Annotated in this window: 13 protein-coding genes; all 13 read left to right on the forward strand. The window is 43.5% G+C overall.

What is annotated here, in order from left to right; translation table 11 throughout:
* Positions 1-7 precede the first annotated feature (7 nt).
* Positions 8-802, forward strand: a complete 795-nt coding sequence (locus BLT91_RS03530) for a phosphatidate cytidylyltransferase (RefSeq protein WP_090816603.1) — start codon at positions 8-10, stop codon at positions 800-802.
* A 24-nt stretch (positions 803-826) separates the two neighbouring features.
* A complete protein-coding gene (locus BLT91_RS03535) occupies positions 827-1,972 on the forward strand; it encodes a 1-deoxy-D-xylulose-5-phosphate reductoisomerase (protein ID WP_175532086.1) in 1,146 nt (381 codons plus the stop codon).
* A gap of 269 nt (positions 1,973-2,241) precedes the next feature.
* Positions 2,242-3,501 carry an RIP metalloprotease RseP gene (gene rseP / locus BLT91_RS03540; RefSeq protein WP_090816607.1) on the forward strand — a complete coding sequence of 420 codons (1,260 nt, stop codon included), beginning with the start codon at positions 2,242-2,244 and terminating at the stop codon, positions 3,499-3,501.
* Between the two features lie 22 nt (positions 3,502-3,523).
* Positions 3,524-4,972: a proline--tRNA ligase gene (gene proS / locus BLT91_RS03545; protein ID WP_090816610.1), complete on the forward strand. Its 1,449-nt coding sequence runs from the start codon at positions 3,524-3,526 to the stop codon at positions 4,970-4,972.
* Between the two features lie 68 nt (positions 4,973-5,040).
* Entirely contained in the window at positions 5,041-9,351 is a 4,311-nt protein-coding gene (locus BLT91_RS03550) for a PolC-type DNA polymerase III (RefSeq protein WP_090816613.1), read from the forward strand.
* A 223-nt stretch (positions 9,352-9,574) separates the two neighbouring features.
* Complete coding sequence (rimP, locus tag BLT91_RS03555) at positions 9,575-10,039, forward strand: ribosome maturation factor RimP (protein WP_302847448.1); 465 nt, start codon at positions 9,575-9,577, stop codon at positions 10,037-10,039.
* A gap of 36 nt (positions 10,040-10,075) precedes the next feature.
* Positions 10,076-11,173, forward strand: coding sequence for a transcription termination factor NusA (gene nusA, locus BLT91_RS03560; RefSeq protein ID WP_090816615.1), 1,098 nt, complete (start codon positions 10,076-10,078; stop codon positions 11,171-11,173).
* A gap of 30 nt (positions 11,174-11,203) precedes the next feature.
* Complete coding sequence (locus BLT91_RS03565) at positions 11,204-11,518, forward strand: RNase P modulator RnpM (protein WP_065853834.1); 315 nt, start codon at positions 11,204-11,206, stop codon at positions 11,516-11,518.
* Positions 11,508-11,837, forward strand: a complete 330-nt coding sequence (locus BLT91_RS03570; protein ID WP_090816618.1) for a L7Ae/L30e/S12e/Gadd45 family ribosomal protein — start codon at positions 11,508-11,510, stop codon at positions 11,835-11,837. The genes BLT91_RS03565 and BLT91_RS03570 overlap by 11 nt, the downstream gene beginning before the upstream one ends.
* On the forward strand, positions 11,827-14,745 hold the full coding sequence (infB, locus tag BLT91_RS03575) for a translation initiation factor IF-2 (protein ID WP_090816622.1): 2,919 nt from the start codon (positions 11,827-11,829) through the stop codon (positions 14,743-14,745). Before BLT91_RS03570 ends, infB begins: the two co-directional genes overlap by 11 nt.
* A gap of 6 nt (positions 14,746-14,751) precedes the next feature.
* Positions 14,752-15,111 carry a 30S ribosome-binding factor RbfA gene (gene rbfA / locus BLT91_RS03580; RefSeq protein ID WP_090816625.1) on the forward strand — a complete coding sequence of 120 codons (360 nt, stop codon included), beginning with the start codon at positions 14,752-14,754 and terminating at the stop codon, positions 15,109-15,111.
* Entirely contained in the window at positions 15,108-16,109 is a 1,002-nt protein-coding gene (locus BLT91_RS03585; RefSeq protein WP_254776762.1) for a DHH family phosphoesterase, read from the forward strand. The genes rbfA and BLT91_RS03585 overlap by 4 nt, the downstream gene beginning before the upstream one ends.
* On the forward strand, positions 16,106-17,020 hold the full coding sequence (truB, locus tag BLT91_RS03590; RefSeq protein WP_090816628.1) for a tRNA pseudouridine(55) synthase TruB: 915 nt from the start codon (positions 16,106-16,108) through the stop codon (positions 17,018-17,020). The genes BLT91_RS03585 and truB overlap by 4 nt, the downstream gene beginning before the upstream one ends.
* Position 17,021: the final 1 nt, after the last annotated feature.

Consider the following 17,021-nt stretch of genomic DNA (forward strand, 5'->3'; position numbering starts at 1 on the left):
ATTCAACTTGAAACAAAGGATCGTCACGGGAGTCATTGCTGGGCTTGTTTTCATTACGTTATTAGTTTTGGGCTCTTATGCGTATGCTGGATTAATCGTATTACTCTCGATTATTGGATATCGTGAATATATGAGAATGAATGGCTACACGAAGTATAAATTAACTGGCGCTGTCGGTCTAATTGCCTTATTGTACATAACCATACCATGGGAAATTTTTGGATTATCTATACCTATTTCTTCAACTGCCGTGATCTGGCTTGCTATGTTTGTACTGTTATTCATTACAGTTGCTTCCAAAAATAAGATTACGATTGATCAAGTTTCTGTTATTTTACTTGGTGTCGTTTACATTGGTTTTGGATTCTATTACATGATTGCTGCACGTTTAGCAGATCATGGTTTGTTTTGGACTATTCTCGTGTTTGTATGTATTTGGGCCTCCGACTCAGGGGCTTATTTCGTCGGTTCGAAGCTGGGGGAACATCCTCTTTGGCCTCAAATTAGTCCTAAGAAATCGATTGAAGGAGCTATTGGCGGCGTTGTTATTGCGATGATTGTCGCACTTGGATTCGCATGGTATGCTCCGGAATTGCTTGGACTTGGCAAAGCATTGCTGCTTGGTCTTGTCATCGCTGTTGTTGGACAAGTCGGAGATTTGATACAGTCCGCGTATAAGCGAGTAAAAGGGATTAAAGATACGGGAACTTTACTACCCGGTCACGGTGGTGTACTCGATCGGATGGATAGCTGGTTAATCGTGTTTCCTTTTATTCATCTGCTCGGAATTCTTTCCCACTAATTGTCGTAGGCGAGGTGGAAAATGATGAAACGAATTGCTATTTTGGGGTCTACTGGTTCTATCGGTACCCAAACCCTAGACATTGTTGCGCATGCCCCAGAGAAATTTCAGGTAGAAGCTTTATCTGGCGGATATAATAGTCAACTAATGATCGAGCAAGTTAAAATGTTTTCCCCGAAAATCGTATCTGTCGCTACCAAGGAGCTGGCGGAAGAAGTTTCGAAGAATATTTCCTCAGATACCAAGGTCTTATATGGTGAGGAAGGACTCATGGAAGTAGCTGCTTCAACGGATGCTGATTTAGTTGTAACAGCTTTGGTAGGATCTCAGGGGTTGAAGCCTACAATGGCTGCGATTGAAGCTGGCAAACACATCGGTCTTGCAAATAAGGAAACGTTAGTCAGTGCGGGACACATCGTAACCGATGCAGTACGCCGAAAAGGTGTAGCTTTGCTGCCTATAGATAGTGAGCATTCGGCTATTTTTCAATGTTTGAATGGTGAGAACCGTTCACAAATTGCGAAAATTACGCTTACTGCTTCTGGAGGTTCCTTTCGTGATAAGTCACGCGCAGAATTAGAGGGAGTAACGGTTGAACAAGCCCTAAAGCATCCGAATTGGTCGATGGGAGCTAAGATCACAATCGATTCAGCGACGATGGTCAATAAAGGCCTTGAGGTCATGGAGGCCCACTGGTTATTCAATCTTTCTTATGATCAAATAGATGTGCTCCTTCATCCAGAAAGTGTTATTCATTCTTATGTTGAATTTGTCGACAATAGCATCATTGCTCAGCTTGGTAATCCGGATATGCGTGTCCCTATCCAGTATGCGTTAACGTACCCAGACCGATATCCAACGCCGACCAAGCGGCTAGATTTGGCTTCAATCGGTAAGCTTCATTTCCGTGAGATGGATTACAAGCGGTATCCTTGTTTGCGGATGGCTTTTGAGAGCGGCGAACAGGGGGGGACTTCACCGACTGTTTATAATGCAGCCAACGAAATCGCTGTAGCACGCTTCCTTAAAGGTGAAATTACGTTCTTACAAATTGAACAAGTCATAGAGGCTGTTTTGCAGAAACACGAATCTCTTGCAAACCCTAATATCGATGTCATTCATGATCAGGATATTTGGGCGAGAGCCTTTGCAGCATCTATTAAATTTTAATGTTACTGGTAGAGCTTAGGTCAGCGAGGTTGGCTCAGCTCTTTTTTTAATCAACGATTTAGGGCTTCATTAGGAAAAGTCTAATTTAAACTTCCAGCTCGTATACTGTGCTAAAAGGGCATAGCTTGTATTCAGCGGTTCAATAATGGTAATCTAAGAACATGCTGTCCATAAGTGGATGCTTAGAAGGCAGATTTTCTAACGAAAACGTTATGGTTTTGCATACATAGGTAAGTTTTCTGAAGAAAACTCGAAGGAGGAAATATGACTTGTCAGCCATAGAAGTTGGATTGAAGGTTATTTTGTTGTTTTTCGTTCTTGTCACGATTCATGAATGGGGTCATTTTTACTTTGCGAAACGCGCAGGCATCTTAGTTAGAGAATTTGCAATCGGCTTTGGACCCAAGATTTTCTCATATAAAAAAGGGGAGACTCGCTATACACTCCGTATTCTGCCAATTGGTGGATTCGTTCGAATGGCTGGCGAAGATCCGGAAATCGTTCAAGTGAACCCCGGACAAACCGTTGCGATTAAATTAAATAAACAAAATCAAGTGACATCCCTTTTTCTCGATCAATTAGATCGACGCTCGAATGTTATCATTGGTATTGTGGAACAAATTGATTTGGAAAGAGCTCTTCAAGTATCACTGGATGTTGATGGAGAAAAGGTTACCTATCCCATTGATCCACAAGCTATGATGGTAACCAAAGGGACAGAAACACAAATCGCGCCCTATGATCGTCAGTTTGGCTCGAAAACCGTTGGGCAGCGAGCTATTGCAATTGTGATGGGGCCTGTGATGAACTTTTTACTGGCGATTGTCTTGTTTCTAATCGTTGTTATCATGTCGGGCGTCTTTACGAACGTAAAGTTAGATTCTGTCCTTGCAGGTAAAGCTGGTGAAAAGGCTGGTTTACAAAAAGGTGATATCATCATATCGATTGATAATCAACCGATTGGCGCCGACCGCGAGAAGCTAGTCACGTCTATTCAATCATCCGCAGGAAAGACTATGACATGGGTCGTGGATCGCTCTGGGAATCCAATAACCTTTCAGGTAACGCCGGAGATGGAAGCAGGTTCCGGAAAGCTGGGCGTTGTCATTTCTGGTGATCGAAGAAGTGCAACCTTTAGCGAAGTGTTGACTGGCACCTATGAACAAGTCGTTGGTACAACGATTGGCATTGTGACTGGCTTAAAGAAACTTGTCATGCTTCAGTTTAAGCTTGATGATCTAGGCGGACCTGTACGGACAGCTCAAGTATCTGCGGAATTTGCCAAAATGGGGTTGACTTACTTAATCTCTTGGGCTGCGACATTAAGCTTGTATCTAGGGATATTCAATCTCCTGCCTATTCCAGCATTAGATGGAAGTCGTCTTCTATTCATGGGACTGGAGGCACTCCGCGGGAAGCCAATTGATCCCAATCGAGAGAGTATGGTTCATTTTGTTGGGTTTGCACTGTTAATGCTGCTAATGGTAGCAGTTACTTACAACGATATTTTACGATTGATTAAAGGATAGTCCTTATTATGTAGGAGGGTTTATGTCAAACGATAAACAGTTTGTTAAAGAGATTACACCACAGGGTGAGGACTTCTCCCGTTGGTATATAGATGTGATTAAGAAAGCCGATTTGATGAGTTATTCGCCAGTACGCGGTTGTATTGTGTTCAAACCGGATGGGTACGAAATATGGGAGAACATTCAACGCGAGCTGGATAGTAAATTTAAAGAAACCGGTCACCGAAATGCTTATTTCCCTTTGTTTATTCCAGAGAGCTTTTTCCAGAAGGAAAAAGAACACGTAGAAGGCTTTAACCCGGAGCTGCCATGGGTCACAGAAGCAGGCGGCGAGAAGCTTGAAGAACGTCTAGCTATTCGTCCAACTTCGGAAACGATGATTGGTCACATGTACTCCGAGTGGATCAACTCGTATCGAGATTTGCCTCTATTGATTAACCAATGGGCGAACGTGGTTCGCTGGGAAAAGCGTACATTACCATTCCTTCGTACAACGGAGTTCCTGTGGCAGGAAGGACATACGGCTCATGAGGATGAGCAGGATGCACGTCGTGAAACCATGCAAATGCTAGAAGTTTACCGTCAATTTGCTGAAGATTTCCTTGCGATTCCTGTAATCATTGGACAGAAGACACCTTCCGAGAAATTTGCGGGTGCTATCGATACTTTTTCCATCGAGGCCATGATGAAAGATGGTAAAGCTGTACAAGCTGGTACTTCTCACTACCTAGGCACGAATTTTGCAGTAGCTTTCGATATTAAGTTCTTGGACCGTGAAAATCAACATCAATTTGCCCACACAACTTCATGGGGAGTAAGTACTCGGCTCATCGGTGCACTCATCATGGTTCATGGCGATGACCGTGGGTTGGTTTTGCCACCTAAAGTTGCTCCTACGCAGGTCATCATGATTCCAATTGGTCCTCCAAAAACGAGAGAACAGGTTATTGGACGAGTTGATGAACTGTACGCAGAACTTAAGAAAGCAGGCGTTCGCGTTAAAGTGGATGACCGTGCAGACCAAAGCCCTGGTTGGAAATTTAATGAATATGAAATGCGCGGCGTACCTATTCGTGTAGAATTAGGACCTCGTGACATGGAGAATGGACAAGTCGTCCTTGTTTCTCGTGTAAACGGTGAGAAGAAAACTGTCCAGCAAGCAGACTTTGTCAAAGAAGTTCAAAATTTACTTGCTGAGATTCATCAGCAGATGTATGATAAAGCGAAGCAGTTCCGTGATGAACATTACATTGCGGTGGATTCCATTGATGAATTCAAAACATTCCTGGAGACGAAACGTGGATTTGCTTTGGCCGGTTGGTGTGGCTCTAACGCTTGTGAAGAGCAAGTGAAGCAAGAAACGGGTGCAACAAGCCGGAACATACCTTTCACTCCTTCAGAAACGAAATCAACATGTCTGGTTTGCGGCGATGCTGCTAAACATACGGTCGTTTTTGGCCGAAGCTATTAATTACAATCAAAAGGGCAAATGGAAGCAACAATTCCATTGCCCTTCGTATTTTTATGGGGAGGCTGTTCATGAGTAATTTGGCTGATAAACGGAATCGCTTTGAGCTTTTGATGCAGCAAGCCGAGATTCCAGCCGATATTGTGCGATCATTTTTTGCGGAAGGCTATATCGATCAAGTTGAAATTAGTCGTAAGAATCGCGACTGGACCTTTTATTTGGTGAAAAATGAAATGGTGCCTCAGAACACTTACCGCTCTTTTTGTAAAATGATTCAAGAAAAGTTCGCTCAAATTGCGAAGATTCGGTTTATTTGGAAATTTGAGCAAGCGGAACCAGCTGATTTAGTGGATGAATACTGGAGCTTGTTCTTAGAGTGGTTACAGCGTGAGGTTGCATCAATTAATGGTTGGATGACAAAAGCAAAATATGATGTACAAGGCCATTCGTTAACCCTCATCATGCTAGACCAGATTGGACTTGAGCTTGCCAAGAAGAAAAATATTGATATGTTTATTCGGAACTTTTTCCATAATTTTTTTCAAACAGAGCTATCCGTTAAGTATGCCATGAGTGATTCTAATGAAATCGAAGCCGAGTACGAGAAATTTGCGAAGCAGCGGGAACAAGGTGAGAAGACCATCACCCAAGAGATTATGATGTCGATTGACATGGAAGAAGAAGCCTCTTCATTGCCCGACACTGATCTGAAGCTAGTTATGGGTTATGATATTAAAGAGGTACCAACACCGCTTAAGGATATTCAAGAAGAAGAAAAGAAAGTGACCGTTCAGGGTACTGTGTTTGGACTCGATGTCAAAGAATTGCGTAACGGTAATACGTTATTTACATTTAACTTGACGGATTTTAGTGATTCTTTGGCGATGAAAGTATTTGCAAAAACAAAAGATGATGTAAAGATTATGAGCCTTCTTGCGAATGGCACCTGGATTAGAGCACGAGGGAAGGTAGAGTATGATCGCTTCATGCAAATTCCGGAACTTGTGATGATCCCAAACGACTTGAATGAAGTCATGGCTCCTAAGGATCGAATGGACGACGCCCTAGAGAAGCGTGTTGAGTTTCATTTGCATACAACGATGAGTACCATGGACGCACTAACACCTGTAGATCAATATGTGAAAATGGCCGCCAAGTGGGGACACAAAGCCATCGCGATTACTGATCACAGTAACATTCAATGTTATCCGGATGCTGGAAAAGCAGCTAAGAAGCATGGGATCAAAGTGATTTATGGATTAGAGGCTAACGTTGTCAATGACTCCGTTCCAATCGTGATGAATGGCAGTGATATTGATCTAAAGCAAGCGACTTATGTGATATTCGACGTGGAAACCACCGGCCTTTCTGTTACCAATAACCGAATTATTGAACTTGCAGGTGTGAAAATGCAGGATGGCAAAGAAATCGATCGTTTTGCCACGTTCATTAATCCGCATGAGAAGATCCCCTATAATATTCAACAATTAACGAACATTAACGATGATATGGTAAAAGATGCACCTGATATCGAGGATGAGCTTCCCAAGTTTGTCGAGTTTATTGGTGACGCGGTGCTTGTAGCCCATAATGCGCGATTCGACATGGGTTTCCTTCAAACGAATTTGAAGCGTATGGGGCTAACTGAAGTTGCGAACCCCGTATTAGATACATTAGAGCTTGCGAGATTTCTATTCCCCTCAATGAAAAATCATCGTTTGAACACTTTGTCCGATAAATTTAAAGTTGGCTTAGACAACCATCACCGAGCGATTGACGACTCTATTGCGCTAGGATTTGTTTTATTTCATTTAATTAATGAGGCTAATGATCGACAAATTACGAGTCTCGCTAAATTGAATGATTACGTAGGTAAAGATTTGTCGAATCAACGTCCTTTCCATTGTTGTGTATACGCGCTTAATGCTATAGGTAAGAAAAATTTATTTAAGCTTATTTCCTTATCCCATACAACCTATTTACAACGTACTGCTACTATTCCGAAAAGTGTTCTCGTTGAGTTAAGAGAGGGGCTTCTCATTACCTCTGGCTGTGAAAAAGGGGAATTCTTTGAAGCCGTTCTTAATAAATCGATTGAAGAAGCGGAACAAGTCGCTGAGTTTTATGACATTCTCGAAATTCAACCTGTGAGCTATAACATGCATCTGGTAGAAAAGGGGCTTGTTGGCAGTGTAGAAGATCTTGAGAATGCAGTACGTCGAGTTTGTGAAATTGGGTATAAAACAGGCAAACCGGTAATTGCGACGGGGAACGTGCATTACCTCCATCCAAGAGAAAAAGTATGCAGGGACATTACAATTAACGGTATTACGGGGTTCAGTCCTCTCAAAGCGATGAAGAAGCCGGATGCTCATTTCCGCACGACAAAAGAGATGTTAGAAGAATTTAAGTTTCTTGGAGAAGAAAAAGCGATTGAGGTTGTTATTCGCAGTACGAATGAGCTAGCCGATCGTTTTGAAGTCATTGAGCTTTTCCCTGACAAACTATTTACACCGATCATTGAAGGTGCGGACGAAGAAATTCGTACCACCTGTTACAATACAGCGAAGAGCATTTATGGTGATGAACTGCCCGAAGTTATCGTGGCTCGATTAGAGAAAGAACTCGTTCCTATTATAAAATTTGGTTTCTCTGCCAACTATTTGATTTCCGAGCGTCTTGTGAAAAAGTCTAATGCAGATGGTTATCTCGTAGGATCAAGGGGATCTGTTGGTTCCTCGGTCGTCGCGATGATGCTGGGTATTTCCGAGGTTAATCCTTTGCCGCCTCATTATATTTGCTATTCTTGCCAGCATAGCCAATGGTTTCTCGACGGAAGCGTACCGAGTGGTTTCGATCTTCCAAATAAAGAATGCCCAAATTGCGGCGGTAATTTAAAAGGTGATGGGCATGACATTCCTTTTGAGACTTTCTTAGGCTTTAAAGGGGACAAGGTTCCCGATATCGATTTAAACTTCTCTGGAGATTATCAACCGGTTGCGCATAATTACACCAAAGAAATCTTTGGTGAAAAAAATGTTTTCCGTGCGGGGACTATTGGTACAGTCGCTGAGAAAACAGCCTTCGGTTTTGTTAAAAAGTATGAGGAAGAACAAGGCCAGAAATGGCGAGGCGCAGAACTGAGCCGATTGGCTTCAGGCTGCACTGGGGTTAAGCGAAGCACCGGGCAGCATCCTGGGGGTATCGTCGTCGTACCTGATTATATAGAGGTTGATGATATCACACCTGTACAATATCCAGCTGATGATAAGAACTCGGAATGGAAAACAACTCATTTTGATTATCATGCTTTTGACGCCAATCTGCTTAAACTAGATATTCTGGGACACGACGACCCGACGATGATGCGGATGCTGCAAGATTTGACCGGGATTGATCCGACGACCATACCAATGAATGATGCCAAAGCAATGAGTATTTTCAACTCGACCGAAGCGATTGGGGTAAGACCAGATCAAATCCGTTCTCCAGTTGCTACGTATGGGGTTCCTGAGATGGGAACTAAATTCGTTCGTCAAATGCTGCAGGAAACACAACCAAGCTCATTTGCCGACTTATTGCAAATTTCGGGTTTGTCTCATGGAACGGGCGTTTGGTTGGGTAACGCACAGGAGCTAATTAAGAAAGGGATATGTAACATTAAGACAGTTATTGGTTGTCGGGATGATATCATGCTCTTCTTAATCTATAAGGCAGGTATGGATGCAGGGCTAGCCTTCAAAATTACTGAGAGTGTGCGTAAAGGTAAGGGGCTTACTGATGAGTGGAAAGAAGAGATGAAACGCTGTAATGTGCCAGCTTGGTATATTGAATCTTGCGAACGGATTGAGTATATGTTTCCAAAAGCGCATGCTGCTGCTTACGTTATCTCAGCCGTACGTACAGCTTACTTTAAGGTTTATCATCCGATAGCTTACTATGCAACTTACTTTAGTGTTCGTGCGGCTGACTTTGATCTCGAGCTGTTGTGCCAAGGGTATGATGCCATTCTGAAACGATTGATTGAAATTGAAGAGAAGGGTTTTCAAGCGCTGCCAAAAGAGAAGGCGATGGTTTCCATTCTAGAGATGTCATTGGAAATGACGTCTAGAGGCTTTAGTTTCAAGCCGATTGATATCTATCGTTCGGATGCGACGCGGTTTATTATCGATGGTACATCACTAATTCCACCTTTTGCGGCAATGTCAGGTATCGGAGAGAGCGCAGCCAAAAATATTGCTGCTGCCAAAGAGGAAGGTGACTTCCTATCCATTGAAGATTTCCAGAATCGATCCAAAGCCTCGAAGACAGTCATTGAGCTGTTAAGCAGCATGGGATGTTTCCGCGGACTTCCAGAATCGAATCAATTGTCCTTATTCTAAGCTACCGAAGCCAGTTTTTCTCCGAACAACTTTAGGCTGTCAAGTGAAAATGATTAACAAGTTTGCTATTGTAATGCAAAGAATGGTTATGGTATAATTTTTATTGGCAATAATGAGGATATCATCTTGTGATTAAAGAGTGGGGAAACCCACTCTTTACATTTTGATATAGGACTTTTCGTTATACGACAAGGGAAAGTCAATTTAGGAGGTACATTTATCTGTGGTTACACAAGCGCAAATCAAATCCGTCATTGAGGACATGCTGAAGGATTTCATTGAACAAAATGGATTTGAACTCGTGGATATTGAATATGTCAAAGAGGGCAGCAATTGGTTCCTTCGTGTCTATGCAGACAAAGAAGGCGGAATTGATATAGATGATTGCGGCCGTATCAGCGAATACTTAAGTGTTCAATTGGATGAAAAAGATCCTATCGCTGATGCCTATTTCTTGGAAGTTTCTTCACCAGGCGCGGAACGTCCTCTTAAGAAGACACAAGATTATCACAAGGCTGTGAATAGTCATGTATTTGTTACCACCTATGAACAGATTGAGGGTTCCAAGGAATTCGAAGGTTTACTGCTTTCTTTTGACGAGGAAGAACTCGTTATTGAAATAGGTAAAAAGAAAATTATTATTCCGTTCGCTAAAGTGGCAAGTGCTCGTTTAGCTATCGTATTTTAGTGACCGCTACTTATTGAAAGGGGGGACTCAGTTCAAATGAACACGGATTTTATCGAAGCGCTGTCGGAAATTGAACGTGAGAAGGGTATCTCTAAGGAGTTACTTATCGATGCAATTGAAGCAGCGATGATTTCAAGTTATAAACGTAATTTCAACACCGCACAAAACGTGCGAGTCGATATCAATCGCCATACTGGTCTCATTAAGGTATATGCCCGTAAAACCGTAACTGAGGAAGTACTAGATCCAAGATTGGAAATTTCTCTGCATGCTTCTCGTGAAATTAATCCGAATTATCAACTGGATGATATTGTTGAAATTGAAGTGACTCCTCGTGATTTTGGGCGTATTGCTGCTCAAACTGCTAAACAGGTGGTAACTCAGCGTATTCGTGAGGCTGAACGCGGGTTAATTTACAACGCTTTTATCGACAAAGAAGAAGATATCGTTACTGGTATCCTTCAACGTCAAGATCAACGTAATATTTATGTGGACCTGGGAAAAGTTGAGGCTGTGCTGCCATTGACAGAACTCATGCCGACAGATAAGTTCAAACAGGGCGATCGGATTAAAGCGTATATCACGAAAGTGGAAAATACGACGAAAGGACCGCAAATCATTTTATCAAGAACACACCCAGGGCTGTTAAAGCGTCTTTTTGAACTGGAAGTGCCTGAAATATTTGATGGTGTTGTCGAGATTCGTTCTGTTGCTCGTGAAGCTGGTTTCCGTTCCAAGATCGCTGTTCACTCCCGTAACGTTGAAGTTGATCCAGTTGGCTCCTGTGTGGGTCCGAAAGGATTACGCGTTCAAACGATTGTCAGCGAGCTGCGCGGCGAGAAAATAGACATCGTACGTTGGATGGAAAGCGTAGAAGAATACGTTGCTAATGCGTTAAGTCCTTCCAAAGTTCTTGAAGTGCAAATTCATGAAAATGAAAAGATGGCTCGAGTCATTGTACCCGATTATCAACTTTCATTGGCAATTGGAATCAAAGGGCAAAATGCTCGTTTGGCTGCCAAGTTGACTGGTTGGAAAATAGACATCAAGAGTGAATCGCAAGCAGAACAAGAATTTGGCAGAGTGAAAACTTATTCCGAAGAAATGCACCAAGATTCAATCAGTATCGATTAAGTTTTTTGTTAGGAGCAAGGGGTGATCGGAATGAAGCAGAGAAAAATCCCTCTGAGAAAATGCGTGGCCTGCCAGGAAATGATGCCGAAGAGGGACTTGATCCGCGTCGTCAAAACGCCTGAAGATGACATTCTTATTGATCTTAAAGGGAAAAAGTCTGGGCGCGGTGCCTACCTATGCGGTAAAGTTTCTTGTTTTAAATTGGCCAAAAAAAGCAAAGCCTTGGATAGAGCGCTGAAGCATGCCGTAGGCGCCGATATATATGACCAATTGGAGCAAGATTTCATTCGCGTTGAAGACGAGTTCCTCTCTTCAAAAGAGGAGGAATCTGAAGATGAATCCTAAATTTTTATCTCAATTGGGATTAGCGATGCGGGCGGGGAAGCTTGTTACCGGCGATGAAGGTGTATTTAAAGCGATTCGCTCAGGAGAGGCTAAACTTGTCATTATGGCGGAGGATGCTTCGGCTAATACGCGTAAGAAGTTTCAAGATAAATGCCTATTTTACGGGGTTAAACTTATGGAAATAGGTACGAAGTATGAATTGGGCCGCAGCATTGGGAAAGAAATGCGTGTCACCATAGGTGTATTGGACGGAGGCTTCGCGCAGATGCTGCAGAAGAGTCAAGTAAATCCTGCGGAGGTGAAACATATTGACCAATAAACAAGATAATAAAGATAAGACTCGCGTGTACGAATACGCGAAGGCGCTCAATATGAGCAGTAAAGAAATTATTACTATTCTCAAACGTTTAAACATCCCCGTTAACAATCATATGAGTGTAATGGAAAATGACGCGGTGAGTAGTGTCGAAAAGTTTTTTCGTGATATTAAAGCCAATGCGGCTGCCAAACGAGCAGCTACGGACGGAGGAAATGTGAGTTCATCTACGACGAATCAGAATCCTGCAACGCAGGCTCCAGCACAAGAGAATAAAGGTGCAGCAACTACGGCTCCTAAGCCAGTTGCTTCAGAACAGACAACCAGCAGTACTACAAACGGTGCAGTAACACCACAACAAGGACAGTCTACGCCTACTATGGCTAGTCGTCCTGCCCAGCCTGGGCGTGCTCAACGCCCAAGTGGCCAAGGATCAACGCAAGGCGGACAACGTCCAAACAGTCAGGGCCAGGGTGGACAACGTACGGGTTATCAAGGTCAAGGCGGGCAACGCCCTAGTGGCCAAGGGGCAAGTACAGGCGGACAACGTACTGGCTATCAAGGTTCCAATCCAGGTGGTCAACGTCCGAGTGGTCAGGGTTCCAGTCAAGGTCAAGGCCAACGTACTGGCGACAGACCTCCATTCCGTTCTAATGAAGGGCGGCCTAGCGGCTCTACGGGTGGCTACAACAGCCAACGTCCTGTCGGTCAAGGTTCCAGTCAAGGCCAAGGAGGAGCTCCACGCAGCAATAGTAATTATGCGGGGTCCCGTCCTAGTCAGGGTTCTGGAGGATCAGGAGCCGGCGGTGGGCAAAGTGCAAATAGCGGCCGTCCGCAAAGTGCAGGTCCGAACCGGAGCACAGGTCCAAACCGTCAGTCCAAACCGTTTGATAACCGCAACAATAATCAAAGCGGAAGACCTGTTATTCAAGAAGCAAAGCCGCAGTTCCACGTTGGAGCAACAGCAGCTGAGTTGGATGATGCAGCAGCTAAAGCAGGTGTAATTACAACTAAGAAATCCAAGCCAACACCTAAACGTTTTGATGATAACCGTTCTGGCGGAAACCGCGGACCTGGTGGACAAAACAGAGGTAACCAACGCGGTAACAATAGAGGTAGATACCAACAAGATACCGTGAAAAAAGAAAAAATTGATAACACGCCTAAGAAAATCATCGTTCGTGGCAGTATGACCGTTGGTGAGACTGCGAAATTACTTCACAAAGATGCTTCTGAGGTTATCAAGAAGTTATTGTTCCTTGGTACAATGGCAACCATCAACCAAGAGCTTGATTTGGAAGCCATTCAATTGATTGCATCCGAATTTGGCGTTGAAGTTGAAATTAAAATTAAAGTCGAAGAAGATAATTTCGAGACTTTTGAAGAAATCGATGATGAGGCAGATCTGTTAGAGCGTCCGCCTGTTGTTACGATTATGGGCCACGTCGATCATGGTAAAACCACTTTGCTCGATGCCATTCGTAAAACAAGTGTAACCGAAGGTGAAGCTGGCGGTATCACGCAGCACATCGGTGCTTATCAGGTTGAAGTTAACCATAAAAAAATCACGTTCTTGGATACTCCTGGTCACGAAGCATTTACAACCATGCGTGCCCGCGGTGCTCAAGTAACGGATATTACGATTATCGTTGTTGCTGCAGATGACGGCGTAATGCCACAAACCGTTGAAGCTATTAATCATGCTAAGGCGGCCGGCGTTCCTATCATTGTAGCTGTGAATAAGATTGATAAAGAAGGCGCAAATCCAGATCAAATCAAACAAGCACTTACAGCTTATGAGTTGGTTCCGGAGGAGTGGGGCGGCGATACTATTTTCTGCGAAATTTCCGCAAAACAACGTATCGGACTTGAAAATCTCCTAGAGATGATCCTGCTTGTTGCGGAAGTTCAAGAATACAAAGCTAACCCAAATAAACGTGCGAGAGCGACTGTTATTGAGGCTGAGTTGGATAAAGGTAGAGGTCCAGTTGCCAGAATTCTAATTCAACATGGTACATTGAAAGTCGGAGATAGCTTTGTAGCTGGCGTGTGCTTCGGTCGCGTAAGAGCGATGGTGAATGATAAAGGTAAGCGCCTGAAAGAAGCGGGTCCTTCAACACCAGTTGAAATCACGGGTCTTACAGAAGTTCCACAAGCGGGGGATCCATTCCTAGCTTATGAAGATGAGCGTAAGGCAAGAGACATTGCAGAACGTCGCGCCGTTGCGCTTCGCCAATCCGAGATGACGGCTAATTCACGCGTGACGCTTGATGACCTCTTTAAGCACATTAAAGACGGCGAAATCAAAGATCTGAATGTGATCATTAAAGGTGACGTTCAAGGCTCTGTTGAAGCACTGAAAAGCTCCCTTGAGAAGATCGAAGTAGAAGGCGTACGTGTTAAAATTCTTCATAATGGTGTTGGAGCAGTTACGGAATCCGATATTATTCTGGCATCCGCATCCAATGCGATTATTATCGGTTTCAATGTACGTCCTGAATCTGCGGCGAAAGCAACTGCTGACCAAGAAAAAGTTGATATCCGTCTGCATAACATTATCTACAATGTAATTGAAGAAATCGAGCAAGCGATGAAAGGCATGCTGGATCCTATCTTTAAAGAAGTGGTACTTGGTCAAGCAGAAGTGCGTAATGTATTCAAAGTGACGGGTTCAGGTACAATTGCTGGATGTATGGTTACATCAGGCAAGATTGCTCGTAATGCACAAACTCGGTTGATTCGTAGCGGTATTGTCGTGCACGAAGGTAAAATTGATTCCTTGAAACGATTCAAGGATGATCAAAAAGAAGTGGCACAAGGTTATGAATGTGGTATATCTCTGGAGCGTTATCATGATATTAAAGAGGGCGACATTATTGAAGCCTTCATCATGGAGTCCGTTGAGAGGTGATGACAAATGGCTAGGGTTCGTGTAGGTCGAGTTGGCGAGCAAATCAAGAAAGAATTAAGCCAGATCGTACAGTCCGAATTGAAAGATCCACGTATTGGTTTCTTAACCGTTACGGGTGTAGAAGTAACGAATGATTTATCCTTGGCTCGCGTATATCTTAGCGTCATGGGAACCGAAGAACAGAAAGAGGCGACTCTGAAGGCTCTTTCTGTAGGAACGGGATATATTCGTTCTGAATTAGGCAAACGAATTCGTTTACGTAAAATCCCGGAACTGCAATTCAAGTTCGATGCTTCTATCGACTATGGAAGTCATATCGATAACTTGTTGCACAAGCTTAATCAGGAAGGAAATCCAAGCGTATGAGCAGCGGAATGAACCATGCCACCGAATATAGCCAGCAGCTGGAAGCAGCAGCTAAGTTTATCGAGCAGCATGATGATTTCTTGGTGGTCTCTCACATCCAACCGGATGGGGATGCCGCCAGTTCTACGTATGCAACTGGTTGGATACTAAACCAGCTTGGGAAATGCTTTACAATGATCAATGAGGGCGCTATGCCCTCTAAATTTTCCTATTTATGGGGAAGTGATCAAGTTCATGATTTTAGTAAAGAAGTACCGAAGCGGCTTTACCAAACCATAATAAGTGTAGATTGTGCTGATTTCTCCAGAATGGGTAGGATCAGCACTCTTTTTGATGACCAAGTACAGATGCTCAATGTTGACCATCATCCGACGAACGATAGATTCGGTTCCTGTCATCTAATCAAACATGATGCTGCTGCAACGGTTCAAATTTTATATGATTTAGCCATACATATGAAGTTGCTTCCAAATTTGGAGTTCGGTGATTGCATTTATACTGGATTGCTTACAGACACAGGTGGTTTTCGGTATTCGAATACTTCACCGGAAGTTATGCAGATTGGAGCTACCCTATTAGCAATTGGTGTTAAGGGCTCTGAGATTGCAGAGCAAGTGCTAGAACGAGTCACCTATTCACAAATTGTCCTTCTTCAGAAAGCACTATCGACACTATCATTTGCTCATGAACGTAAACTTGCCTGGCTTGCTGTTTCTCTGGCAGATTTAGAGTTAACAGGTGCCTCTAGCGACGATCTTGATGGGCTAGTAAACTATCCGCGTAATGTGGAAGGTGTCGAAGTGGGTATGCTATTTAAAGAGAAAGCAATCGGTGTGATTAAAGTAAGTCTCCGCTCCTCAGGAGTTGTTGACGTTGCAGCGATAGCGCAATCACTTGGCGGCGGCGGTCATGTTCGTGCATCAGGCTGCACGATCCAGGGTACGCTTGAAGAAGCAGTAGCCAGAATGGTTCAGGAAGTAGGGAACGAGCTGATATGACGCTAGAAGGCATTTTGCCTGTTTGGAAGCCAAAAGGCTTCACTTCTCACGATGTTGTAGCCAAAGTAAGAGGTATACTTGGGATCAAACGTATTGGTCACACTGGGACGCTAGACCCCCAAGTAACAGGTGTTCTGCCTTTATGTATAGGTAGAGCAACCCGGATGGTTGAATACATTCAAGAGCTGCCAAAGGAATATGAAGCTGAACTTCGAATCGGTCTTTTAACCGATACAGAGGATATGACCGGTAACGTGTTGGAGGAAGTATCACATGTCATTCTGGAAGAAGTGAAGGTTCGTGAGATTCTTCATACTTTTATCGGAGAGATTGAACAGATTCCACCAATGTACTCGGCGGTAAAGATTGATGGAAAACGCCTCTATGAATTAGCCCGAGAAGGGAAGGAAGTAGAGCGAAAATCACGAAAAGTGACAATTCATCAACTGAACATCCTTCATATGGACTTACAACAAAAGCATCCGGAAATTAAATTTCGTGTTTCTTGCTCAAAAGGAACCTATATAAGAACTCTATGTGTGGATATCGGTAAGGCACTCGGTTATCCCGCGGTAATGAAGAGTCTGGTTCGGACCTCGACAGGAAGTATTCGGCAGGAGCAGTGTTTGACATTTGAGCAGATTGAACATATGAAGGCTCATGGATTATTGCAATCGCATATGATTCCTATGGATCAAGCCATTTCGCATATTCCTTCTGTTGAACTTACAACTCAAGAAGCCGTAGATGCACTGCAAGGGAAGAAAATAGCTCTGGCTGCGAATCGAACGGCTTACGCCAATGCTTCACAAACCATATTCCGTGCTTATTCGCCGGATAAACGATTTCTTGGTCTATTTGAATGGAGAAGCACTAGCCAAATCCTGGTTCCGGCCAAAGTTTTCCTTTAAT

The organism is Paenibacillus sp. yr247 (assembly GCF_900103825.1).
In the GTDB taxonomy this organism is placed as follows: Bacteria; Bacillota; Bacilli; order Paenibacillales; family NBRC-103111; genus Paenibacillus_E.